15 protein-coding genes are annotated in these 13,988 nt (G+C 54.3%); all 15 read left to right on the top strand.

All coding sequences use genetic code 11. The annotated features are described in order from the left end of the window. The first annotated feature begins 47 nt into the window (after window positions 1–47). Window positions 48–1,127 carry a type III-B CRISPR module-associated protein Cmr3 gene (gene cmr3, locus Q0721_RS03080; protein WP_299025185.1) on the top strand — a complete coding sequence of 360 codons (1,080 nt, stop codon included), beginning with the start codon at window positions 48–50 and terminating at the stop codon, window positions 1,125–1,127. A gap of 30 nt (window positions 1,128–1,157) precedes the next feature. Continuing rightward, on the top strand, window positions 1,158–2,063 hold the full coding sequence (gene cmr4, locus Q0721_RS03075; RefSeq protein WP_299025184.1) for a type III-B CRISPR module RAMP protein Cmr4: 906 nt from the start codon (window positions 1,158–1,160) through the stop codon (window positions 2,061–2,063). Between the two features lie 4 nt (window positions 2,064–2,067). Continuing rightward, on the top strand, window positions 2,068–2,448 hold the full coding sequence (gene cmr5 / locus Q0721_RS03070) for a type III-B CRISPR module-associated protein Cmr5 (RefSeq protein WP_299025183.1): 381 nt from the start codon (window positions 2,068–2,070) through the stop codon (window positions 2,446–2,448). 3 nt (window positions 2,449–2,451) lie between these two features. Next, entirely contained in the window at window positions 2,452–3,366 is a 915-nt protein-coding gene (gene cmr6 / locus Q0721_RS03065) for a type III-B CRISPR module RAMP protein Cmr6 (RefSeq protein ID WP_299025182.1), read from the top strand. Between the two features lie 10 nt (window positions 3,367–3,376). After that, complete coding sequence (locus Q0721_RS03060; RefSeq protein WP_299025180.1) at window positions 3,377–4,294, top strand: DUF1887 family CARF protein; 918 nt, start codon at window positions 3,377–3,379, stop codon at window positions 4,292–4,294. Further along, a complete protein-coding gene (gene csx15, locus Q0721_RS03055; RefSeq protein ID WP_299025178.1) occupies window positions 4,291–4,674 on the top strand; it encodes a CRISPR-associated protein Csx15 in 384 nt (127 codons plus the stop codon). The genes Q0721_RS03060 and csx15 overlap by 4 nt, the downstream gene beginning before the upstream one ends. A 22-nt stretch (window positions 4,675–4,696) precedes the next feature. Beyond that, on the top strand, window positions 4,697–6,166 hold the full coding sequence (gene cas8a1, locus Q0721_RS03050) for a type I-B CRISPR-associated protein Cas8b1/Cst1 (protein ID WP_299025176.1): 1,470 nt from the start codon (window positions 4,697–4,699) through the stop codon (window positions 6,164–6,166). A 24-nt stretch (window positions 6,167–6,190) separates the two neighbouring features. Next, window positions 6,191–7,270 carry a type I-B CRISPR-associated protein Cas7/Cst2/DevR gene (cas7i, locus tag Q0721_RS03045; protein WP_299025174.1) on the top strand — a complete coding sequence of 360 codons (1,080 nt, stop codon included), beginning with the start codon at window positions 6,191–6,193 and terminating at the stop codon, window positions 7,268–7,270. A gap of 11 nt (window positions 7,271–7,281) precedes the next feature. Next, a complete protein-coding gene (cas5, locus tag Q0721_RS03040; protein ID WP_299025172.1) occupies window positions 7,282–8,001 on the top strand; it encodes a CRISPR-associated protein Cas5 in 720 nt (239 codons plus the stop codon). Between the two features lie 2 nt (window positions 8,002–8,003). Further along, window positions 8,004–10,385 (top strand): CRISPR-associated helicase Cas3', encoded by a 2,382-nt coding sequence (cas3, locus tag Q0721_RS03035; RefSeq protein WP_366519162.1) that lies wholly within the window; start codon window positions 8,004–8,006, stop codon window positions 10,383–10,385. Next, window positions 10,385–11,371 carry a CRISPR system precrRNA processing endoribonuclease RAMP protein Cas6 gene (gene cas6 / locus Q0721_RS03030; protein ID WP_299025170.1) on the top strand — a complete coding sequence of 329 codons (987 nt, stop codon included), beginning with the start codon at window positions 10,385–10,387 and terminating at the stop codon, window positions 11,369–11,371. Before cas3 ends, cas6 begins: the two co-directional genes overlap by 1 nt. A gap of 23 nt (window positions 11,372–11,394) precedes the next feature. Continuing rightward, window positions 11,395–12,444: a CRISPR-associated endonuclease Cas1 gene (gene cas1, locus Q0721_RS03025; RefSeq protein ID WP_299025168.1), complete on the top strand. Its 1,050-nt coding sequence runs from the start codon at window positions 11,395–11,397 to the stop codon at window positions 12,442–12,444. Between the two features lie 4 nt (window positions 12,445–12,448). Further along, window positions 12,449–12,721, top strand: coding sequence for a CRISPR-associated endonuclease Cas2 (gene cas2 / locus Q0721_RS03020; protein WP_299025166.1), 273 nt, complete (start codon window positions 12,449–12,451; stop codon window positions 12,719–12,721). Window positions 12,722–12,724: 3 nt separating this feature from the next. Then, entirely contained in the window at window positions 12,725–13,336 is a 612-nt protein-coding gene (gene cas4 / locus Q0721_RS03015) for a CRISPR-associated protein Cas4 (RefSeq protein ID WP_299025164.1), read from the top strand. Between the two features lie 121 nt (window positions 13,337–13,457). Further along, a complete protein-coding gene (locus Q0721_RS03010; RefSeq protein WP_299025163.1) occupies window positions 13,458–13,835 on the top strand; it encodes a hypothetical protein in 378 nt (125 codons plus the stop codon). Window positions 13,836–13,988 lie beyond the last annotated feature (153 nt).

Genomic DNA, 13,988 nt, shown 5'->3' with positions numbered 1-13,988 from the left:
GCCCGCTGGCTAATCATTGCCCGCTTTCTTGCCTCGGGAGGTACAGAATGAGTATCCTGTTCATGCAAGCCGAAGATGTCTTGCTTTTTCGTGATGGGCGTCCTTTCAACGCAGGCAGCGATCATGAGGCGCGCAGCCTTTTCCCACCACCTCCCTCCGTGATGCAAGGGGTGCTCCGTTCGCATTACCTTGCCCATAAAAATATTTCGTTGAACAATTCGCAAGCCATTCGTGAATTGGTCGGTGATTCAGCCAATCCCAAGGGATTGCGCCTGCGTGGCCCTTTCCTTGCTAAACGCGAGGGAGGCAAGGTGATGCGCTACTTCCCCACCCCGGCAGATGCTTATCCTGCGGATAGCGAGGCAAAAAAGGTGGTTCCCATGAAGGTAGTGGCGAATCCCGGGAACTGTGTATGGGGAAAAGAAACTCTGCCTTACCTGTTAGAAAAGCCCAATGAGGTCATCACCAAGAGCGCACCAGGAGCCTTCCTCAGTGAAGAGGCATTGAAAGCCTATATGGAACGCGGCGAGGCAGTGGCGCCGGTCAAAACTGCTGAACTATTCGTCACCGAGCGGCGGTTGGGCATCCAAATCGACACACAACGACTTTCTACTGTCAAGGGGATGCTCTATGAAGTGGAGTTTATCCGCTTGTGCGGGGATGCCGGGCTGGTGGTGGAGATTCTTGAAGGATATCCCGACTTCCCACCTCAGGGGGTGATGCGTGCAGGCGGTGAGGGACGCGCCCTGCGTTACACCACTCTCAAAGAAGGGGAGTTTGCTCCATTCTCTTGGGGGTACACCGGCGAACTGCCGCGTTTCTTCAAGGTGTATTTTGCCACCCCGGCGTATTTCTCGCAGGGATGGAAGCCTGCCTCGTGGCGTTCCTTCTTCAGCGGAGAGGTCAGGCTGGAAGCCGTAGCGCTTTCGCGGTATCAGACGCTAGGCGGATACGACCTGCTTGAAAAGAAACAGAAACCTGCACGACGTTTTGTCCCTGCGGGCAGTGTGTATTACTTCTCCCACGCGGGAGGGGTGCAGTTGTCTCAGCCCTTCCTTACCGAAGACGGCTCCGCCATGGGCTTCGGGCAGGTGATGATTGCTGCGTGGAAACCGGAACCAGCATAAGACCATTGTAATTTTTGGGAGGAAAGGACCATGTTTAAAGCCAGACGTTTGCTTTTCTTTTATGTTGAAACCCCCTTGCATGTGGGTGCCGGGCGTGCCAGCGCCAATGTGGATTTGCCCATCCAGCGCGAACGGGTCACACAGTATCCCATGGTGCAGGCTGCCAGCCTGAAAGGGGCTCTGCGGGCGGAGTACCGCCAGTTTCACAACCTGCAGGATGAGTCCCCCCAGGTGGAAGCCGTGTTTGGCAAAGCCGGTGCCAGCGGCGAGAACTGGGCTGGAGCTGTTTCTGTCGGCGATGCGCGTATTTTGCTCTTCCCCGTGCGCTCGCTGGCGGGTGTGTTTGCCTGGGTGACCAGTCTGCATGCCCTGGAGTCTTTCCGCCGCGCGGCGGATCTGGTAGGGCAGCCTATCTCATGGAGCTTGCCTCAGGGCGAGCCCGCTTCGAACACTGCTTGGGTGGGTACAAAATCTCAGGTGGTGGCACGGAAAAAAGTGGTGCTGGAGGAGTTCAGCTTCGGTGCTCAATCCGAGGAAGAAGTAGATGCCATTGCTGATTGGTTAGCCAACAATGCCCTGCCGCAGGGAGAGGTTTTTGCTTACTGGCGCGAGACCTTGCCCAAGCGCCTATGCATCTTGCCTGAGGACGCCTTCCGCGATTTCTGCCTTTACGGTACAGAGGTACAGACGCATATTCGTATTGACCCCGACAAGAAGACCGTTGACGAAGGTGCGTTGTGGACGGCGGAGAGCCTGCCTGCCGATAGTTTGCTCTACGCCCCGCTGATGGCAACGGATGTGCGCAACAGCAGAGACGGCAAAAGCGCCGATGAAGTTCTGAAGGAATTTGATTTCCTGCAGGGCGGACACATCCAGTTGGGTGGCGATGAGACCACCGGTCAGGGTTGGGTTGCGGTGAAAGTGTATGGAGGGTAATTCCATGACTGAGAAAGTATCCGAACAACGTTCGTTGGAGCAGGAACGCGCCAGTCATGCTTATAAGGCGGTGACTGAAGCCAAAGGGAAGAAGGACAAGGAATTAAGGAGTCTTGCGCGCAGCGCCCCTGCCAGCATTCAAAGCAATGGCTTGGGGCAAACGCTGGCATTCTGGAAAGCCAAAAAGGAAGAGCATCATCGGGCGCTGTACCACGCTCTTTCCGGCTGGTTGAAAAAGCAGTTGCACATTGACGAAAACCATGACCTGCTGGAATGGATTGCTACCACAGCGACCAGTTTGCAGTACCGCCAAGCAACGGCGGAAGCCCTGGCGTACCTCAACTGGTACAAACGCTTTGCCGAGGCCGAATTGAAGGAGGAGTGATCTATGAGTCCAAATAGCCCTAAAAACCGCGGCGCTCCTCCCAATCGTCCCGGTGGAGGGGGCAGTGCTCCTGCTCAATCCTTAGAATACCCCTTGCCCAAAGAGACGGTGGCTGTTTTCCATAGCATCCCGGTCAGCAACCCTGGGCTGATTTTCGAGCGCTTTATTCCTTATATGGGTATGAATAAAGAGCAACGACGGAAGCAAGCCCTTGATCGCGCCAAAACCGCTCCCAACTCAGACGCACTCAAAGCGGCATATACTCGCTGGCAAACGCTTGCTAAAGCCTGTGGTGCTCAGATCTTCACCCTCAAAACCGATTGGCGCTTCATCCCCGGGCTGGGGCGTAAAACTGCTCTGGAGATTGGTTTCAGTTTTCATCGCTATGGCTTTCCTTATCTGCCTGCCAGTAGCGCTAAAGGCATTGCTCGCACCTGGGCGCTATTTGAACTGGCTTCGCTTTTGGCCCTTGACGAAGGCAAATTGAGTAAACTAGATCAAACGCTGTCCACGGAAGAGAAAGAGTTTGATAAAGCCTTTGAGCCTTTCAAACCTTCGGTAGAGGCAAAGGAATTGGCAAAGACCATGCGTCTGGTGTTCGGCACGCTGGATCGGGCGGGTGGGGCAGTTTTCTTTGACGCTATGCCCACTTCTGCCTTCCAGTTAGACATTGATATCATGAACCCGCACTACGCTCCCTACTATCAGGGCAAAGAGCCCCCCGGTGACTGGCACAACCCCAACCCTATTGCCTTCCTGGCGGTGCCGAAAGATAAGGAATTTGCCTTTGCGGTGGCGTGGCGGCGCGGTGCTGCCCACGCGGAGTTGCTGGAACAGGTCTGCGTCTGGCTGAAGAACGGTTTGCGCGATCTGGGCGCTGGCGCCAAGACCAGTGCAGGATATGGTTATTTCAAGTGAGGTTTCTTCCATGATCCTATTATGTCTTGCGGGTGAACAACCCATTCCCAACCTACTTCCAGCGCGCCACCTCCAACCGGCGCAGACTCTCATTGCCCATACTGAATTAGATGCCTCCAAGAAAAGTGCCAGACGTCTGGCCAACCTGATGGGTCATTCCCGTTTGTTCTCCATTGGCGAGGGCTACCAGATTCCGCGCATTCTGGAAGCGCTTCGCTGTGAGCTGGGCGAACCGCAGGATGAGGTGGTTGTCAACATTACTGGCGGGACCAAACCGATGGCACTGGCGGCTTTTGAATTGGCCCGCCAGCGCCGCTACTCGCTGGTTTATTACCAAACAGAGGGTCCGCGCGGGCGCGATCAAAAAAGCATGCTCTATCGCTATCGTTTTGATGAGCAGGGCGATTTGCACCTCGAAAGGAACTATCCCTGCGAACTTCCTGCACTGATCACCCTGGACGATTATCTTCGAGCCCATCTGGACGGATATCATTACAAACCCCAACCAACTGCCGGAAAGGCGCTGGAAGATGCCGTTGCCCAAGCCCTGAAACCGCATGTAGATGAGATCAAACAGAGTGTGGTGCCCGACGGGGTGAAAGATCAGGTGGAAATTGACCTGCTAGCGCGTTGTGGCAATCAGGTGGGTATTTTTGAAATCAAAACCGGCGGCGAGGGCAGTGGTAAGAAAGCGGTGGATCAGTTAACCACCATTGCTGCCCGCGAGTACCTAGGCACCTATGCTGCGCGCTTTATGGTTACCCAGTCTTCAATGGAAGATCGTTACAAAGCGTTGGCATCTGCCCTGCGGGTGACGGTCATTGAACTCAAGGAGTACCGCCCCGGTAAACCCCTCAGTCAGAACGACACTCGCCATCTGCTTGACATTGTTTCGAGCATCCTTCCCATTCGTAGGAGTAACGTATGATTCTGGTCAACTTCTCGCATCCTCTTTCTGCCGACCAGATGAAGCAACTACAAGCCCTGCTGGGCGTGCCCATTGACCGTGTGGTAGAGGTGCACAGCCAGATCGAACCCGATCAGCCGCTGGCGCCTCAAGTAGCCGCCATGGTGGATCAGGCCGGGCTGACGTTGGAAGAATGGCAAAACGCACCGATTATTGTTAATCCACCTTCGCTCAATTTCAGTGCCGTTCTGCTCATCGCTGAATTGCATGGCAGGATGGGCTACTTCCCGGCGTGCGTGCGCCTGCGTCCGGTCAATGGCGCCATTCCCCCGCGCTTTGAGGTTGCCGAAGTGCTCAACCTGCAGTCTCAGCGCGATGCCGCCCGTCGACGGCGAAACTAATCCTGAGGAAAGGAGGTATTCTGTGCTCGAAAAACCCCTCATTTCGCTAGACTATACCGGTCATCCGCTGCTGGATGTGGGGTTGGCAACTCTGACCGCCTTTGCTGGAAAGAAGCGCCCCACTCAGCTAACGGAAGAGGATTTGTACAATGCGGCGCGGTACATTCGCGAAAACTACATTGTGGATCCACTGAAGTCGTTTCTCAACGTTGCCTTTCCCAATTCCGGGTTTACCAACCCCGCTTTTGAGAAACAACCTGAAAAGCGCCGAAAATATGCTGAAATTGTCTCTAGTGCGTTTGCTGGACCTGTCAGCGAAGAGCGTGATCCACTCACTGGCTTACCGGCTACGAACGTGGCGCTTAACCCCGATGGTGATTTGCCCCCCGGACGTACCTATCGCCAGCATGTGCCTCTGCTCACTGGCGTAGATGTCATCAACTTCCATCCGTACGGTGAGGCTGGCATTCCCCTTTCCGGTATCAGTTTGCTAGCATTTCAAATGCTCCCTATGGGGTGTGCTAAAGTAAGCGGCAAACTTCTAGCAGTGCACAGCGATGATCCGGACCTGTTGCTTTACTTTGCTAAAGCCTTCCTCAGAGCGAATTTACAAGGGGTAACCGTTGCGCGCGCTGGTGGTGAGAAAAAGCTGCCTGATACCAGCCCGCATCGCGCCCGCACCGTACTTATCGAACACTTGCTCTCAGCCGAGAATGAACTCATCCGTCAGGGGCGAGAAAATGGTCGTGTGCCGCCTACCTTGACTGGTTACTACTTCACCAACAGCGGGCAGGGCGCCGAACTAGATATTTACCCCCTGCCGCTGGAGGTGGGTGAGTTTCTGAGGGCGGTGATGCGCAATGACCTGCTTAAGCCCGAGTGGCAAGCCCTGACGACGCGCGGCTGGCAGTTAACCCGCAAAGAGGGCGAGATTCCGCGCTACAACCGCCTCTATGAAGATCTCTTTACCCTGCCTGAGGGTGCGCCGCGCTTCATCCGCCTGTATTTCCTCCGCAAGCCCTCTCGTCAAACGTTGGATAAACAAGACCCTACACTGACTTATGACACCCGCCGCGAAGTGAATTTGATTTCGTGGCGGTTAACCGAACTCTTTCTCAGGAAGGTGATGCTTATGGAAGACTCCCGTGTTCAATCCATCCGCGAATTGGGGGATGCCCTTGCACAATATATCCTTGATCGCAACGACCGGGGTGTGTTCAACGGTTTCTGGATGGCGCGCAATTACGGCGAATTGCGTGCTGTGCTTATCCGCGCCTCCGCTGCCGAGGTGCGCGCCGGGCGCAAGCCGCTAATTACCCTCGATCAATTCCTCGCCATTTTTGAGCAGTCTGAGGGCGTGCCTAACGCTGATTGGCGCCTTGGGCGCGATTTGGTGCTCATTCGTTTGCTCGAGCAGCTGTATCAAAAAGGTTGGCTCCAGGCGCACGCTGAAGAACTGCCTGAAGCTGCGCCTGAAGAAGAAACCCTGTAATTCCATCTCAAGGAGGTTGTTGCTATGTCTTTCGTCACTGGTTTGTTGTTGATCGACGCTCCCGCGTCTGCACTCAATAATCTGGGCAATATGCCCGGTAGTATGACCGAGAATGTGGTGGGTGTAAAGTATATTCCCACCCGCGAAGGCAACTACCCCTATGTCTCTGCCCAGGCCTTCCGCTACTGGTTGCGGACGACGCTGGAGCAGGGCAACTGGGGGTGGAAAGCCGCGCCGATCTTCCGCGAAGCCAAAATCGCCTATACCGATGCTAACCCCATCCTTTACTGGGATGATGACTTGTTTGGTTACATGCGTGCTCCTTCAAAGAAGACCGAAGCTGCCAATGCTCGCGAGTCCAGCGGTCTGGTAGCCCAAGCCACCCCAACCGCTGAGACGGTGACGCGTGTTTCGCCCTTCCGTGTCAGCACGTTGGTCTCGATTGCACCAGTGCGTCTGGTAGAAGATTTTGGCACAATGTCGCGTCACGAGGGAGACCCTGTACCGCACGGACATCAGTTTTATCGCACGACCCTACAAGGCCTGTTCTCGCTTGATCTGCATGCAGTGGGCACTTTCACCTATGTTGAGCGTACCGGTTATCTCAATTTGGATGAGCAGCGTAAAAAACAGGCAGAAGAAAAAGGCTTGGAACATTTAGTTCAGGAGAAGGCGTATCGTCTGCCGCTTGAAGAGCGCGTTCAACGTGTACGGGCCCTGTTAGCGGGACTGGCCGAGCTCAACGGGGGCGCCAAGCAGGCGCTACATTATACGGATGTTAACCCTGATGTGTTGATTATGGCAGTCACACGAGGTGGTAACCACATTTTTGGACATATTATCGGTGCCCAAGGCGAACGCCCTGTGCTCAACCTGCCTGCCCTGCGTGAAGCGCTGGATGTCAACCGCGAGGACTTGCTTTCGGATGTGTACATTGGCTGGGTGCGCGGTTATCTGGACGCCGAGCGCGAGAAACTCGAAATGGCTTTGGGTGAAGGCAGTTTGCTGGGTGATTGGAATGACCGTGTTCACCTGATCCACCCGCGCGAGGCCTGCCAGCGACTGGCACAAGAGTTGGAGGCACACCCGGATTGGATGCAGTAAAGGGGTGCACTATGCATGCACTCAAGATTGTTGCTGAAGGGTTGACCGCTTCCTTCCGTTACCCTCACTTTATGATGGGTGTTCAGCCCACCTTTGAAATGCCCCCGCCTGCCACGCTGTACGGGCATGTTGCCAGTGCCCTGGGCGACTGGTTTGACCCTCAGGGGGTACGATTTGCGCTGCGTTTCGAGTTCCGCCGCAAACAAGCAGATATTGAGACCACTTACCTGCTCACCCCTTCCAGCGGGAAGATGCCCGGCGATAAATCTCTGCCGAAGGTATTGGAAGGCAACCCCAATCCCTTCCAGCGCGAGATCCTTTACTTCCCGCGCCTCACCTTATACCTGAACCGCCCCGAGTGGCTGGAGGCATTCCGTCATCCGCGCTATGCGGTGTGTCTGGGACGTTCCCAAGACCTTTTCACCTATCGCAGTGTGGAAGTGGTGGACCTTCAGCCTGCTGAGCAGGTGGTGCTAGAGCACACTCTTCTGCCCTACGCTTACGCCGCGTATACTGCCGCTGGTCAGGCGGTGCTTATGCCCCGCTGGTTAGATTACTCCAACCGCCGCTATCCATCTTTTGAGCGCTATGTGGTTCTGCATCGCCGGGTGCGCACCCGTGAGTTTATGCGCTACATCGGTCAGCCTACTCTTGAACCCTGGTGGGCAGATCCGACCGAACCGCTGGTAGAAGGCGACCCTTACGGTGTGGTGTGGCTTTCGTGGGTTTGACCATGCAGATGCCCTGTATTCCGCCCAACCTAACCCATCTGTGGGCAAAAAGCTCCCTAGTGTCGAAACAGCACGGACAAACTTTGGTGGAGCATACCTGGGAAGCGCTGATGCGTCTCAGCGAGATGGCGCATCAGCGTCCCGATTTGTCCCTTCTCAGTGGGCAACCGCGCCTGTGGCACCTGCTCTTCTGGGCGGTCTTCCTGCATGATTGGGGCAAAGCTGCACAGGGCTTTCAAAATTTGTTACGCGGCAAAGAAAGTCACTGGCAGTTCCGTCACGAGGTGCTTTCGCTGGCGTTTGTCGATTGGGTTACTGCCGATCTTTCCCCCGAAGAAGCAACCTTTCTGGCAGCGGCCATTGCCACCCATCATAAGGATTTCGATGAGATCGAAGGCTATCTTGACGAGCAAGAACCTGATCTGGACCCGCTCGCGGTTATGTTGGGGGAGATTTCTCGCGAGGATGCTACCGCCCTATATCGCTGGATAGAAACTTGTGCCAGTGATTGGATAGAGGCGCTGAGGATGCGTCCTTTGGGAGTAACCTCTCCTGCCCTGCCGCCGCTGGAACAAGCCCTCCGCGCTCTCACCCCGCAAGCGGTGCGCTGTCATTTGCATCGTTTAGAGCGATGCCTGCGCGAGTGGGAGGATGAATCGCCCTCCGCTGAAGTCCTGCGCCCGGGTGTTTTTCTGCGAGGTTTGCTCTTGCAGTCCGATCATCTGGCTTCGGCGGGGTGGGGAGCATTGCCCCGTCCGCAACTGGAGGCCGAGGCTGTTCTGGAGTCACTATCCTTGCCGTATCGCTGTTTATACGGACATCAAAGAAAGGCAAGCCGTACCTTAGGGCATGTCATCTTGTTGGCGCCCACTGGCACCGGCAAGACAGAGGCTGCTCTGCTTTGGGCAGTGAATCAGCGTTTGCCCCGTCTATTCTACACTCTACCTTATCAAGCCAGTATGAATGCCATGTTTGACCGCCTGAACCGCATCTTTCCGGGGCAAGTGGGGCTCTTGCATGGACGCAGCACCATGGCACAGTTTCAGCGCTTGATGGAGCAATCTTACGCTCCCGGAGAGGCGGCAAAACTGGCGCGCTTGCTTCATAATCGCTCTGGGATGGCATACTATCCGATACGCGTCTTTAGCCCGTATCAACTTCTCAAGGCCACATTTCAACTTAAAGGGCATGAAGCCCTGCTGAGCGATTTTTCCGAAGCGGCGTTTATCTTCGATGAGATGCATGTTTATGAACCCATCCGCCTGGCAATGATAGTTGCTACCATGGGGTATCTGGCGCGTTTCTACGGGGCACGTTTTCTGGTCATGTCGGCAACTTTGCCCGCGCCCATCCGCGGTGTGCTGGAAGATACTCTAGAGCGGGTTACCCCCATCCATGCCTCTCAGCGTTTGTTAGCAGGATTACGCCGCCACCGTCTTTTCCTTGCAGAGGGTGATCTGCTAGACGAAGAAAATCTGAGAAGAGCTCTTGGTGAGGCCAGGAAAGGGCGGCGGGTGCTCGTCGTCTGTAATACGGTGCGCCGCGCCCAGCAAGCGTGGTCGTGGATGCGTGAGCATCTCCCGCCTGCAATCCCTCTTTTCCTTCTACACGGGCGCTTTACTGGTCGCGACCGCACGCGCAAAGAACGCGAGATGCTCCAGGCAGCTGGGCTGAATCTTGCCGATCCTCGCCCATTAGTGGTGGTAGCAACCCAAGTGGTTGAGGTCAGCCTTAACCTTGATTTGGACGTGCTTTTTTCTGATCCTGCGCCATTAGAAGCCCTTCTTCAGCGTATTGGGCGCGTTAACCGCTTGGGTAATCGGGAACTGGCACCAGTGTACATTTTTCGTGGTGTGGATGAGGTCTTTCGTCGCGTTTATCGCCCGCTGGAGCAGGTGACCCAAACCCTGGAGGTGCTTGAAAGAGAATTTGTTGCCTCTCGTGGGGATGCTCTTGTGCTGGATGAGCGCTGTCTGCCACAATGGCTTAATGCCGTATATACTGGTGAAGTGCTCGCGGCTTGGCAAAGTGCCTTTAGGAGCGCTCGCATAGATTTCGAACGCAATTTCCTACAAGTGCTTCAACCTTTTCGTTCTAACGCGGCTTTGGCGGAGCAGTTCCACCGCCTGTTTGACAGCACCGAGGTTTTACCTGAATCGCTATATAACGAATATCTGCAATTACGCGACAGTGAACGTGCTCTCGAGGCCGATGCGCTGCTTGTGCCGCTTTCGTGGGGCCTACGTGCCATGCTTGCCCAACGGGGGTTGTTACACGCGGGAGATCGTGACTTTCCTGATGTGGTTTCCGTTCCCTATGATAGTGAACAGGGTTTGGATCTTGATGTCCCATTGAACTCACGATTTTTGGAGGACCCCGATTGATGGCGGATTTTCCTCTTACCCTAACCCGTTTGCGCTTCGAGTGTGTGGTGGAGACCCCGCTTCGGCTGGGAGGTATGCGGGCGGGGAATAACTTGCGAGGTGCGTTGGTAGATGTGATGCGCCGGGCCACTTGTCCCTACAGCGTGCCAACGGTCGCAGGAGTATCACCAATTCCTGACCCTGAACATGTTGCGACCTGTCCAGTGTGTTGGCTGGTGGCTGCCAATGAGAAACCGGGTGTGGAACGGCGGGGCTATGTCCTTACCCCACCACTCTACCTTCCTGAGACCCTAAAACCGGGCCAACGTTTCGCCTTTCATCTCACATTGGTTGGGGAAGCGCAGCGCTACCTACCCTACTTTGTGCTAGCCGTACCCGAGATGGGGATTACTGGCGTTGGGTCTGGGCGCGGGCGCTTTAGGTTGCGACGTATTGTCTCTGAAACCCTGGACGGGATTGAAGAGGAAATCCTTGGCGAAGGTGACACGGTGCTGCACCCTCCCAAGTATTCGCTAACCCATGCGGACGTGTTGGAGCGGGTTGAACGCGCGTTGCAGACCTGGAAAGGTCAGGGCATGCGTGAACTCAACATAGTGTTTCTAACTCCGTTACGTCTTGTCTGGAATGATCAGTTGGTCAAGGCCCCTGATTTTGCTATCTTTTTTGCCCGTTTACTGGAACGTCTGGATGAGTTGGCTATCCAGTTCTCTGGAGGCGAAAGGCGTTCCTATGAGGAGCGCGCTCATTTACATCATCTTGCTTCACAGGTACGTCTGATTGAAAACGATACCCGATGGACTGAGGTGCCCAGTGGTTCTAGCCGCACCGGCCGGCCAACGTGGATTAGTGGCCTAGTGGGGACGGCGCGTTATGGTGCGCCAGTTGGTGTATGGCGCGAGCTCCTACCCTGGTTGGTCTGGGGAGAGTTGGTTCAAGTGGGTAAAGACACGGTCAAAGGTAATGGGGTTTTCCGATTGGTGCTTTGAAAACTGAGCCAACGGAGGTGGGGGTGGCAATTGTGCAACATCTGATTGTAGATGAGCATGGGAGTTTTATTGGCAAACATAGCGAACGCCTGATCGTCTTTAAAGGCGACGAAAAACGTCTGCTGGCTCCACTGTTGCACCTTGAATCGGTGGTGATCGCTAATTTGGGCGTTAGCATCAGCGCCGATGCCGTGCAAGCGTGCACTGAGCGCGGCATTCCAATTTATTTCCTCAACTCAATGGGCGAGCCCTATGCGAGTTTATATAGTGCTGGGCTGACCGGTACCATAGCGACTCGCCGAGCGCAATTAGAGGCATACCGCGACCGCCGAGGATTAGATCTGGTGATTGCCCTTGCCATTGGCAAGATCCAGAATCAGGCCAATTTTTTGAAATATATGAGCAAGTATCGTAAGGATAGCGATCCTGCTCTATATGAGGAGCTGCGGCTTCATGCGGCCGAAATTTTGGATGAGCGGATCAAGTTAGAGCGCTTAACGCATTTGCCCGATTATCAAGAAGGTAGGCTGTGTGTTGAAGAGTTGCGTCAGCCCATTATGGGAATAGAAGGTCGTGCGGCTCAGCGATACTGGGAAGCCATTCGGCGAACTGTGCCGGAAAAATATGGGTTCCCCGGCCGCGAGGGGCGCGGTGCAACCGATCCTATAAATGCTGCGCTTAACTATGGCTATGGCATTCTCTATGGTCAGGTCGAGCGTGCTATCGTTTTGGCAGGTCTAGATCCCTACGCGGGCTTTCTCCACGTTGATCGTCCGGGTAAACCCAGTCTAACTCTGGACTTTATTGAGGAATTTCGTCCCATGGTGGTGGATCGTACCATTATCGGATTGGCTAACAAGGGTGTGGAATTTGCACAGGATAGTAAACACCTTCTGACCCAGGAAGCCCGACGCATGGTTGCTGAACGGGTGCTGGAGCGGCTAGATGCCTCTATCCCCTTTGAAGGAAAGCGTTACCCCATTCGTGCCATTATTCAAATGCAGGCACGCCACATGGCTACATTTCTCCGTGGTGAACGTAAAACGTATCAACCTTCTGCGTTGTTATGGTAGGGAAATGAGTGCAGAGAAAATACCCAATCTTATCCTTGTCTATGATATTGTAGACGATCGTAAACGCGCCAAAATTGCAGATGCCTGTTTGGATTATGGATTGGATCGCATCCAATTTAGCGCCTTTGTGGGGTGGTTGGTGCCAAGTCAGCAGCAAGAACTTATGGTCAAAATCAAGCGCATTCTGGGCAAAAGTCCTGGAAACGTGCAACTTGTTCCCATTTGTGCCAATGACTGGAATAAGCGCAAAGTCATTGACCAGAAAGAGAAAGATTAAGCCATGCTGGATCTGGATGATGAGATCTATGACTATCCCTTCCGCGTGACTGACTTAAAACAATGGGTGTATTGCCGCCGGTTGCTCTATTTCCTCGTTTGTCTACCCGATGTGCGTCCCCGTACTTACCTGATGGAGGTTGGAAAAGAAGTAGGTAAAGAGGAAGAAACACGGGAGGTTCGTCGCTCCCTGCGCTTATATGGTCTGATAGAGGGACGGCGGGAGTTCAACATCACATTACGTTCGGCCCGATGGGGATTGCGTGGAGCTGTGGATCTCGTTATCTGGGTAGATCAACCTGCGCCCGGGGAGATCATCCCGGTAGATTTCAAATTCTCCCATCGCAGCGGTGAACATTTCAAACTCCAATTAATGGCTTATGGTTTGCTGCTTGAGGAGTTGAGTGGCAGAGTAGCGCGGCGGGGTTTTTTGTATGAAATCCCCCTGCGGCGAGCTGTAGAGGTGCCGTTTACTGCAGGATTGCGCAAAAAATTGAACGAAACTCTAGAGGCCATGAAGGCGATGCTGGAAAGCGAACAAATGCCAGAACCAACTTCTCAGCGTATAAAGTGCGTAGGCTGTGAGTTCCGCCGCTTTTGTAATGATGTGATCTGATTAATAACAAGCCGTCTTTGCGGCAGGATCCCGCTCTGCGCCAAATTGCCTATATCCATATACGGTGGTTGACGCTTGGTCAATGGGGCACACAGCGTGTACACTGGGCATAAGTGTGGCGATGAGTGTGTCGACTCTGATCTTAAGACTTAACCTTTCTTGTGCCCAAACGGCCGCATGGGTGATTGAACGATTGAGCCGTGTGAACCTGAACGTAATCCAAACCTTTAACTTGCAATGGCTCCCGAGCGGCGATGATCCGAAAGGAGATCGGGCTGACCAGGATGCAATTGTGGGTGGTCAGGTAATCATCTTTCTGGTTCGGAAGGGAAGCGCTTGGGCTACATTGCTGTTGCATGGCGAGGAGACTCAAACCTGGATCTCGATTTCCAAGCCACTGACCAGCCAGGAGAGCGTTAATCTTGCTACGCTAATTCAATCTACCCTGCAATCAGAATCTCGGGTTCAAAACGGCTTGCAAACCCTATCTTCGGGTTGATTGCCTGATCAGTTTGGGTACCTAAAAGGTTTCTCTGGTTCGCAGGACTGACCCGCCCGTACGTAATGTGCGGATAAACACTTTTTCACAGACGGAGGCATATAATGAGAAAAGGAATCGAGTGGGTTCTTGGGCTAGGGATCTTGGCTTTGT

The organism is uncultured Thermanaerothrix sp. (genome assembly GCF_938028735.1).
Lineage (GTDB): Bacteria > Chloroflexota > Anaerolineae > Anaerolineales > Anaerolineaceae > Thermanaerothrix.
This window is presented reverse-complemented; position numbering and strand designations above follow the sequence as displayed.

Bases quoted from the DNA above. Each gene is read 5' to 3' on its own strand.
- Q0721_RS03060 (WP_299025180.1), top strand. From the start codon at position 3,377: ATGATCCTATTATGTCTTGCGGGTGAACAACCCATTCCCAACCTACTT.
- cmr6 (WP_299025182.1), top strand. From the start codon at position 2,452: ATGAGTCCAAATAGCCCTAAAAACCGCGGCGCTCCTCCCAATCGTCCC.
- cas4 (WP_299025164.1), top strand. From the start codon at position 12,725: ATGCTGGATCTGGATGATGAGATCTATGACTATCCCTTCCGCGTGACT.
- cmr5 (WP_299025183.1), top strand. From the start codon at position 2,068: ATGACTGAGAAAGTATCCGAACAACGTTCGTTGGAGCAGGAACGCGCC.
- cas5 (WP_299025172.1), top strand. From the start codon at position 7,282: ATGCATGCACTCAAGATTGTTGCTGAAGGGTTGACCGCTTCCTTCCGT.
- cas3 (WP_366519162.1), top strand. From the start codon at position 8,004: ATGCAGATGCCCTGTATTCCGCCCAACCTAACCCATCTGTGGGCAAAA.
- cas2 (WP_299025166.1), top strand. From the start codon at position 12,449: ATGAGTGCAGAGAAAATACCCAATCTTATCCTTGTCTATGATATTGTA.
- cmr4 (WP_299025184.1), top strand. From the start codon at position 1,158: ATGTTTAAAGCCAGACGTTTGCTTTTCTTTTATGTTGAAACCCCCTTG.
- cmr3 (WP_299025185.1), top strand. From the start codon at position 48: ATGAGTATCCTGTTCATGCAAGCCGAAGATGTCTTGCTTTTTCGTGAT.
- cas6 (WP_299025170.1), top strand. From the start codon at position 10,385: ATGGCGGATTTTCCTCTTACCCTAACCCGTTTGCGCTTCGAGTGTGTG.
- Q0721_RS03010 (WP_299025163.1), top strand. From the start codon at position 13,458: ATGAGTGTGTCGACTCTGATCTTAAGACTTAACCTTTCTTGTGCCCAA.
- csx15 (WP_299025178.1), top strand. From the start codon at position 4,291: ATGATTCTGGTCAACTTCTCGCATCCTCTTTCTGCCGACCAGATGAAG.
- cas7i (WP_299025174.1), top strand. From the start codon at position 6,191: ATGTCTTTCGTCACTGGTTTGTTGTTGATCGACGCTCCCGCGTCTGCA.